Origin of the sequence: Mesorhizobium sp. M7A.F.Ca.US.005.03.2.1 (assembly GCF_003997795.1) — a bacterium.
GTDB lineage: Bacteria > Pseudomonadota > Alphaproteobacteria > Rhizobiales > Rhizobiaceae > Mesorhizobium > Mesorhizobium ciceri.
In genome coordinates, this window is the sequence record NZ_RZRP01000446.1 from 1 (window position 1) to 5152 (window position 5152).

Annotated in this window: 8 protein-coding genes; 3 read left to right on the plus strand and 5 right to left on the minus strand. The window is 63.8% G+C overall.

Translation table 11 applies throughout. The annotated features are described in order from the left end of the window. Positions 1-620: 3-oxoacyl-[acyl-carrier-protein] synthase III C-terminal domain-containing protein (locus EN991_RS22535; protein WP_281058807.1), on the plus strand; the 620-nt coding region annotated here is incomplete at its 5' end. A gap of 10 nt (positions 621-630) precedes the next feature. Here the strand turns inward: EN991_RS22535 and EN991_RS22540 are convergent. Next, positions 631-1197, minus strand: a complete 567-nt coding sequence (locus EN991_RS22540) for an isoprenylcysteine carboxylmethyltransferase family protein (protein ID WP_127369584.1) — start codon at positions 1195-1197, stop codon at positions 631-633. Between the two features lie 197 nt (positions 1198-1394). Between EN991_RS22540 and EN991_RS22545 the strand changes: the two genes are divergently transcribed. Further along, positions 1395-2012, plus strand: a complete 618-nt coding sequence (locus tag EN991_RS22545; RefSeq protein ID WP_127369585.1) for an MOSC domain-containing protein — start codon at positions 1395-1397, stop codon at positions 2010-2012. Positions 2013-2059: 47 nt separating this feature from the next. On the opposite strand, the gene EN991_RS22550 is transcribed toward EN991_RS22545, so the two are convergent. After that, the gene (locus tag EN991_RS22550) at positions 2060-2899 is read right to left on the minus strand and encodes an SDR family oxidoreductase (protein ID WP_013530928.1); all 840 of its coding nucleotides are present in this window, start codon (positions 2897-2899) and stop codon (positions 2060-2062) included. A 129-nt stretch (positions 2900-3028) separates the two neighbouring features. After that, on the minus strand, positions 3029-3994 hold the full coding sequence (locus tag EN991_RS22555; protein WP_027160650.1) for a D-amino acid aminotransferase: 966 nt from the start codon (positions 3992-3994) through the stop codon (positions 3029-3031). 157 nt (positions 3995-4151) lie between these two features. Here EN991_RS22555 and EN991_RS22560 point away from each other — a divergent pair, with 157 nt between their 5' ends. After that, positions 4152-4655 (plus strand): hypothetical protein, encoded by a 504-nt coding sequence (locus EN991_RS22560; RefSeq protein WP_013530930.1) that lies wholly within the window; start codon positions 4152-4154, stop codon positions 4653-4655. Between the two features lie 6 nt (positions 4656-4661). Here the strand turns inward: EN991_RS22560 and EN991_RS22565 are convergent, their stop codons facing one another. Together EN991_RS22565 and EN991_RS22570 are read right to left on the minus strand one after the other, a co-directional pair. Further along, complete coding sequence (locus EN991_RS22565) at positions 4662-4976, minus strand: DUF2293 domain-containing protein (RefSeq protein ID WP_013530931.1); 315 nt, start codon at positions 4974-4976, stop codon at positions 4662-4664. Continuing rightward, a partial coding sequence (locus EN991_RS22570; protein WP_206519233.1) for a TrmO family methyltransferase occupies positions 4973-5152 on the minus strand: 180 nt, incomplete at its 5' end. The genes EN991_RS22565 and EN991_RS22570, both read right to left, overlap by 4 nt.

The window sequence follows — 5152 nt, forward strand, 5'->3', positions numbered from 1 at the left end:
CCGGCGCGCACAAGCGCATTCTGGTGACGACGCCCGAGATCATCACCGGCCATCTCAATTTTCGCGACCGGCAGACGCATTTCATTTTCGGCGACGCTTCGGTGTCGATGGTGCTCGAAGGCCTGGCCAAGGGCGACAAGCGGCCGGGGCGCTTCGAGGTGCTCGACACGCGCATCTGGACGCAGATGTCGAACAACATCCGCACCAATCTGGGCTACCATACCCGCACCGCCCAGGATGATCCTTACATGATCAATCTGGAAGGCAATCTGATCAAGCAGGTCGGCAACAAGGTGTTCAAGGAAGTCACCGTCGCCGGGCAGAAATTCATCGTCGAATTCCTCGCCGAGCACGGGCTGACGCCACAGGCGATCAGGCGCTTCTGGCTGCATCAGGCCAATGCGCGGATGAATGCGATGATCCTGAAGCTGTCGTTCGGCCACGAGGTCGATCACGACCGCGCGCCAATGGTGCTGGAGCGGCTGGGCAACACGGCGGGCGCCGGGGCCATCGTCGCGCTGTCGGAGAACCACGCCGATATGAAGCCGGGCGATTTCGGTCTGATCTGCGCCTTCGGCGCGGGGTACTCGATCGGCGGCGCGCTGCTGAGAATGCTTTGAGGCTGCCGCGTCAGGCTGGTGCGAACGGCACCAGCATCGGAACGCGCGCGGCATAGTCGTCATAGGCGCTGCCCAGTTCGCCGCGCAGGAAATTTTCTTCCAGCCTGGCTTTCGTCACGATGCCGATGATGAGCAGCGCGGTTCCGGCTATGCCCCAGATGGTGCCCTTGGCTGCCATGGTGGCGAGGATCGCCAGCAGCAATCCGGTGTAGATCGGATGCCGGACAAGGCCATACGGGCCGGTGTTGACGACACGGTGCCCGGCCTTGGCGGTGATGGTGCCCGACCACAGCCTGCCAAGATGCAGGCGCGCCCACCAGGCAAAGGCGATGCCGATGGCGATCAGGGCGACACAGATCCAGGCTTCGGGGAGATCAGGCATCCACAGCCTGAGCCGGCCTTCATAGCCGTGCGCCGGAATGAACAGCAGCACCGCGCCGGCTACCCAGAGACCCCGATAGCGGGCCTCCGCCTTGAACCCGGCGCGCTTCTGGGCAGGGTCGGACCACAAAGCGGCGACGGCCCAGCTTCCTGCCCAGATCAACCAAAGCAACGTGATTGCCGTCACAGGTCGCATGATCAGCCTCCGCAAACCGTCTGGACGTCACTATGAAACCGGCACCGCGCGCCGGCAATGTGGTGCGAGATCGATGACAGGTAAGAAAAGCGTGATCGCGATCCTATCGGTGCTGTTGATCGGACGATCAGCACTTTCGACTGGACGCCGCGAAGCGCGCCCGGCTAACTCGCTGGATGACGAATGGAAAGAACGCCATGCCGGATCTCTTCCCCGAGGCTGAAAAGCCGGTTGAAATCATCGCCGCGCGAAAGCTTGCCGCCAGGGCGGCAGCGCTTTACGTGGCGCCGGCGGATCATTTTCAGACGCGCCCGGTGGACGAATTGCGGCTGGGTTTCGACGGCATATCAGGCGATTTCCATGCTGGACCGACGCGGCGCTCGGGCGGGCGCGAGCCCTGGTATCCGCGCGGCACTGAAATGCGCAACGAACGGCAGCTGTCGATCGTGGCAGCGGATGAACTCGCCATCGTCGCCGAGCGCATGGGCCTGGCCGAGATCAAGCCGGAATGGATCGGCGCCAATCTGGTGATGGAAGGGGTGCCGAACCTCTCCATGCTGCCGGCCGGCACGCTGCTGTTCTTCAAGGGCGGCGTCACCATCAAGGTCGACGCACAGAACGGCCCGTGCCGCATCGCCGGCCGGTCGATCGCCGAAAACGCCGGAATGGCCGACGTCGAAGCCGGCGCGCTGCTGTTCCCGAAAGCGGCGAAGCGGCTGCGCGGCATTGTCGCCTGGGTAGAGAAGCCAGGCACGGTTAGGGCAGGCGAAGAGATATCGCTGCGCGTGCCGGAGCAGTGGATTTATCAAGCCTGAGGGCCGGCTACGCCGCCCATGGAGCGGCGCAGCAAAAGCGCTGGACTTCAGCCCTTGCGGTTCTTCTTCACGCCTTGCGCCATGATGGAAACGTCGTCCCACTTCTCCCAGGTGGCAATGCGGTTGGCGTATTCCTGCTTGATCATCGGCAGGCCGCCATCGCCGAAGAATACCCGCAGCGGCGGCTCGGCGGCGTCGACAATGGCCAGCATGGCCGGCCCGGTGGCGTCTGGATCGCCGGCGACCGAATTGGCGCGGCGCTCGGCCATCTTGGCACGGGCGGGCGCATAGGCCTCGATCGGTTGGGACACCTTGGCCGACGGCCCGGCCCAGTCGGTGGAGAAACCGCCCGGCTCGACCAGCGTCACATGGATGCCGAATTCCGCGACCTCGATGCTGAGCGACTGGCTGAAGGCCTCCAGCGCCCATTTCGAGGCGTGGTAGAGGCCGAGCGAGGCAAAGGCATTGACGCCGCCGATCGACGAGATCTGGATGATGTGGCCGGAACGCTGTGCCCGCATGATCGGCAGTGCGGCCTGAGTGACCCACAGAGCGCCGAAGACATTGGTTTCGATCTGGTCGCGAGCTTCCTGTTCGCTGACCTCCTCGATGGCGCCGAAATGGCCGTAGCCGGCATTGTTGATGACGACGTCGAGCCGGCCAAAACGCTTGTGCGCCTCGGCGACAGCGGCATCGACGGCTTTCTTGTCGGTGACGTCGAGCTTTATCGCGGCAACCCTGTCGCCGTATTTCTCGACGAGATCGGCGAGCGTGCCGGCATCGCGGGCGGTGGCCGCGACGCTGTCGCCACGCGCGAGTGCGGCCTCGGCCCAGACGCGGCCAAAGCCTTTCGACGATCCGGTGATGAACCAAACCTTGTTTGTCATGATCTTGGAGTCCTTGCCCCTGCGGGCGTGATTTTGGATGAAAGCGGAGGCTTCTCCGCTTTCGGGCATATACGGTCGATCCTCTGATTTTCCAGAGGCGACGGGAATCTTTTGACAAAGACGCCTGAATTATCGGGGATAATTCACCTGAGACGACCAGGCCGGGTCATCGTGCTTTTGCCAGTAGCGCGCCATCAGCCGGCTGGTGATCGGTCCGACCTTGCCATTGGCGATCGCCGCGCCGTCGATCTCCGTCACCGGCATGATGCCGCCCGCGGTGGAGGTGATGAACACCTCGTCGGCCTCGCGCAATGCGGTGACGCTGACATCGGTCGCCGTGGCGGCAAGGCCTTCTTCTGCACAGAGATCGAAGACGGTGCGGCGGGTGACGCCGGGCAGCACGCCGGTGGCCGGCGTCGATAGTTTGCCGTCCTTGACGCAGAAGACGTTGAAGCCCGGGCCTTCGGCGACATTGCCGTTGAAGTCGAGGAGCAACGCGGTCTCTGCACCGCGATCATAGGCATCGTAGAGGCCGCGCACCAGATCGAGCCAGTGGTAATTCTTGATCGCCGGGTCGATCGAGGCCGGCGGAATACGCATCTTGTCGCTGATGGCGACGCGCAGGCCGCGCTGCAGCTGCTCGGCGTTGGCGACCGAGCCGAACGGCACGGCGAAGGCCATGAAGCGGTTGACCGCCTGGCGCGGGTCGCGGCTGAAGGTCGGAGAGGCGCCGCGCGTGCACAGCATTTCGACATAGGCGGCGCGATGACCGGACAGCGCCACGCAATTGTGCAAGATTTCGGTCACGCCGTCGCGGTCGAAGGGAATGGTCATGCGCAGCTTTTCCAGCCCGCCGAGGAAGCGGTCGAGATGCAGATCGAGGCGGAAGAAGCGGCCGTTCCAGACATGCACGGTGTCGTAGGTGGCGTCGGAATGCAGAAAACCCCAGTCCAGCACCGAGATCTTGGCCTGCGACATCGGCAGGTATTGGCCGTCGAGAAAGGCGATGCCGTCGGGGTAGGAATGCGGGTCGACATGGCGGTCGCCAACCACGGGCAGTTGCTTCTCGTCCTGTGTCGTCGCCGTGTGGCTCATTGGGGCCTCCTGTCACGCAAGGCGAGTCAGCAGGCTATCGGCGCAGGGCAGAACGCATAGAGCCACCCGCCCGGTGCTGTTCGGCCTCGATGACGATCTCGCCGATACATTGGATCGGAATTGCCTTAGATTGCGCGCTCTGAACGGGAGGGGGAAGATGGGCAGGCTTGGGGCCGTCATAGCAGCCATGACGATGTTCGCCGCCGCGGGCGAAGCCAGCGCCCAGTGCGCGCGCGAAGGCGAGGAATTGTGCCAGGGCGGGCAGACCTATCGCTGCGAGAAAACCGGCAGCGAATTGACACCGATCTTCCAGAACCTGCCTTGTGCGGTGAACGTGCCGTCGCTGAGCGGCACCTGGGTCGGCAGCGGCCATCAAAGCCCGGCGGGTGACGCCGGGGCCGACTGGCCGATCGCCATGACCATCAACGATGGCAGCGCGTCGATCGACTATCCGTCACTCGGTTGCGGCGGATCGCTGTCACAGACGTCCAGTGACGGCATTTCGGCGGAATACCACGAGAGCATCACCTACGGTCAGGACAAATGCATCGACGGCGGCAACATCACCGTCAGGTTTTTCAAGGAAAATCTGTCCTGGACCTGGATCGGCCAGGCCGATGGTCAGCCCTATAATGCGGTCGCAGTGCTTAAGCGGAAGTAGCCGTGGTCATTCCTCCTCGTCATCCGCGTCGAGCAGGCGCGTCGCGCGCCAGCGGGTGAGCACGACGTTGGTCTGCTCGATGACGAAGAAACGCGCCGAGTCGCGGTCGTAGCCTTCGCTCAGCAGTTTCTCGTAATCTGTGTGCATGTGGCGGATATGGGCAATCGTCGCCAACCATACGGCGATGCCTGGTGGTAAGGTCTTCATGTGGACCGCGCCGGCGTCGCCGCGGATCTTCTCCATGTCGGCATAGGGTGCCAGCGGCAGAAGTGCTGTCAGCGCCTTGGCGATGGCGCGGCGGCGACCGGTGGGCGCCGTCATCGCCGACCCCCGGGCTCGTCGCGCCCTTCGATGGTCGCCTCCGGTATAGCGTCGGTCGAGGCGAAATAGGGTTTTATGTCGATGACCGGAGTGCCGTCGAGCACGTCGATGGCGTCGAGATCGATGCGGCCGGTGTTCTGGTCGAGCCCGACGAGCCTGGCCACATGCAGCCCGAT

Bases quoted from the DNA above. Each gene is read 5' to 3' on its own strand.
- EN991_RS22540 (WP_127369584.1), bottom strand. From the start codon at position 1,197: ATGCGACCTGTGACGGCAATCACGTTGCTTTGGTTGATCTGGGCAGGA.
- EN991_RS22545 (WP_127369585.1), top strand. From the start codon at position 1,395: ATGCCGGATCTCTTCCCCGAGGCTGAAAAGCCGGTTGAAATCATCGCC.
- EN991_RS22550 (WP_013530928.1), bottom strand. From the start codon at position 2,899: ATGACAAACAAGGTTTGGTTCATCACCGGATCGTCGAAAGGCTTTGGC.
- EN991_RS22555 (WP_027160650.1), bottom strand. From the start codon at position 3,994: ATGAGCCACACGGCGACGACACAGGACGAGAAGCAACTGCCCGTGGTT.
- EN991_RS22560 (WP_013530930.1), top strand. From the start codon at position 4,152: ATGGGCAGGCTTGGGGCCGTCATAGCAGCCATGACGATGTTCGCCGCC.
- EN991_RS22565 (WP_013530931.1), bottom strand. From the start codon at position 4,976: ATGACGGCGCCCACCGGTCGCCGCCGCGCCATCGCCAAGGCGCTGACA.